Annotated in this window: 2 protein-coding genes; both read left to right on the plus strand. The window is 51.6% G+C overall.

Features of this window, described 5'->3' with window-relative positions:
* Nucleotides 1-206: 206 nt before the first annotated feature.
* Nucleotides 207-1,634, plus strand: coding sequence for a competence protein CoiA family protein (locus WA429_RS20825; protein WP_336107850.1), 1,428 nt, complete (start codon nt 207-209; stop codon nt 1,632-1,634).
* Nucleotides 1,635-1,755: 121 nt separating this feature from the next.
* Nucleotides 1,756-2,980, plus strand: a 1,225-nt coding sequence (locus WA429_RS20830) for a hypothetical protein (protein ID WP_443082692.1), incomplete at its 3' end; no start/stop codon positions are given.

A 2,980-nucleotide genomic window follows, 5' to 3' on the forward strand; every position in this document is an offset into this window, starting at 1 on the left:
AGATTGTCATTGATGCCCAGCATCCGAGAAAATGCCCTGCGGGCTATGCTCGAAGAAATCATAGAGGCCGCTCAAAACTGGCAATCAAAGTATTGCGCAAAAGCTGAGGTGTCAGATACTCTCGCAGAACGGGCATTCAATGGTTTTCGGCTCTCTTTTTAAGGTACGTGAGCCGTCCAATCTCCTGACGAACAGGAAGACCATCAATGAGCGAAACACGGCCCACAGAAGAACCAAGTGAGGCACCACGAAAACTTCACTCGTTACTTCATCTAGGCGCGGATCGCCAGGAGCGAGCTATTACTAAAAAGCGACAGCGTCAAATCAAGATCGCCCACTTCGACAAAGGTGTCGGCCCTGTCTCTGTAGAAGATCTTATGGCAATGCGGCCAGAAGTGTGGGGAGATCTCCGCGCGAGGATAACCGCCAAGCGCCAGCACAACGACCCGGACGGCTATGAGGCGCGGTGTATGTTGTGTGACCAGCCAGTCTTTATAAGAGCAAATCCAAGCCGCGACGGTACATTGCCGGGCTATGCCCACTTTGGTGGAATGGACAACACCTGCCCGTGGTCCTCCGATAAGCCTCTGACGCCAGACCAAGTGCGCGCGCTGCAATATCAAGGGCGGCAAGTATCCCCCACTCACGACAGGCTTTGCGCAACACTCTCAGAGTTGGCCAGCCTTGATGCGAGATGTCGAGATGTGCGGATTGAGGAGTATCTGCCCCCGACATCAACCGATCATGGACGCTTCCCAGATGTGTTTGTCGACTGGGGGGAAATTTCATTTGTTCTTGAATTACAACTTTCTAGGACCTTTCAAACGGAAATCGTAAACCGATCCTTCCATTACGACAGTGAGAAAATCCCTCTGATCTGGGTTCTTTATGGTGTGGATTTTGAGAATAACTCGATGCCGCAAAGCTTCATTGATGTAATCCGCGAGCACCGAGAAAATGCCTTTGTCATCGATGCAGAGAGTTGCGAAGCGTCTCGCCTGCAACAAACGCTGGTTCTGAAGTGTTACGAGCGTGAAAATGAGGGGTTTTCAGCTGGCAAGCTGATATCGATCGATGAGCTGACGTTCCCGAGCAAGGGTCTGCCATATTATTCAGACCGGATTACACCCCAGACACTCCAAGTCTGTCAGGAGCGCCGTAAGCAGATTCTCAAGCGCATGATGGAACAGCCTGTTACCGGCTTGCTAGAAGAGGAGATGTTTCACCTATCTTGGATGATACCGCACCACATGCGAAGTGACAGCCTTCTCGGCCAACTGAAGCTTCTCGCTGTCGTCTTTGGTGCCATATCGCACGCGACCGGAAAGCCGCGTGGTTTCTACGGGAAACAAGCCAATCTCTCGTGGACGCTGAACCAGTTCTACAATGATGAAGCGCATTGGCCGTTTTCACACTTGATTGATCGGGCACTGATCGCGACAAACCAGAGATCCAAACTCACAGCGAAAGCGCAGGAGCGCCACGTTCGAGCATTGACGGAGCAGGGGCTAGGTGACGAAAGTCCAGAGGCAAAGATGCTGAAGCATTTTGTGGCGGAGGTGTTCGACCCTGTAATACACAATTTCCTCAGCGTTTACGGCGCCCTCCCAAGCTGGATAAATCCAGACCACTAAAAGCAATCACCGCACAATAGCCCTGTCTATATTCAACTTCTCTTGTTAAGAGTGGAGTATACCCTGATACTCGGAAAACGAGAAGCAACTGCGAGTATTTGATTTAGCAAGGAAGCAACAGATGATAACGCGTGGATCCAAATGGCGCCGCTGGGAACCGCACATTCATGCACCTGGAACCGTTCTAAATGACCAGTTCTCTGGACCGACCGCATGGGAAGATTATCTTAAGAGGATCGAAGAGTCCTCCCCGCGGATCGAGGCGCTCGCAGTGACTGACTACTACTTGACCAATACGTATGAGACCGTCCGGGAACACAAGGAAAATGGTCGCTTACCAGACGTTAAGCGAATCTTTCCCAACGTAGAAATGCGCCTAGATGTCAGGGCCGACCGTGGCTTCGTTAACATCCACTTACTTGTTTCCCCCGAGGATCCGAAACATCTGGAAGAGCTTGACCGCTTTTTAAGACGTCTCGAATTCCGGGCGTATGAGGATACGTTCAACTGTACCCGGAATGATCTTATTAAGTTGGGAAAAAAGGCCAAGCCAGAGATTAAGGAGGACAACGCCGCGCTGCGAGAAGGTGCAACGCAGTTCAAGGTCAACTTAACTAAACTCCGTGACGTGTTGAGCAATAGTGGCTGGGCGAGAGATAACATATTGGTAGCTGTAGCAGGCAGCTCCAAAGATGGCTCATCTGGCTTGCAGGAAGACGCCGCTGTCACCCTCCGGCGCGAGATCGAAAGGTTTGCCGACATCATTTTTTCGAGTTCACCTGCACAGCGTGACTTCTGGCTGGGATACAAAGGGGTCTCTGCCGAAGAGTTGAAACAACGATATGGTGGATGCAAACCATGCCTGCATGGGAGTGACGCACACGACCAAGATGCAGTCGCCAAACCACACCTTAAGCGGTACTCATGGATCAAAGGCGAGCTGGATTTCGACGCGTTACGCCAAGCATGTATTGATCCAGAAAATCGAGCATACGTTGGCGAAGACCCTCCCAAGACAGCAATGCTATCGCAGGTAATCTCAAGTGTCAGTGTGGCCAATGCAGATTGGATAATCACACCAGAAATACCACTTAACCCGGGGTTGGTTGCCATTATTGGTGCCCGGGGCTCCGGGAAAACGGCTCTGGCTGACATCATCGCCACTGGATGTGATGCAATACCAGCCAAGGTGTGGAATGACCCTGACAACCTAACCAAGGACGCATCGTTCTTGCGTCGTGCCCAAGCGCTGTTATCAGACGCTCGGGTAACTCTCAATTGGGGAGGCGGTGCTACAACTGACCAGCCCCTTGATGGAACACATTCTGAAGAGCGCGTGCCGTTCC

Origin of the sequence: Thalassospira sp. CH_XMU1420-2, from assembly GCF_037029325.1 — a bacterium.
GTDB lineage: Bacteria > Pseudomonadota > Alphaproteobacteria > Rhodospirillales > Thalassospiraceae > Thalassospira > Thalassospira povalilytica.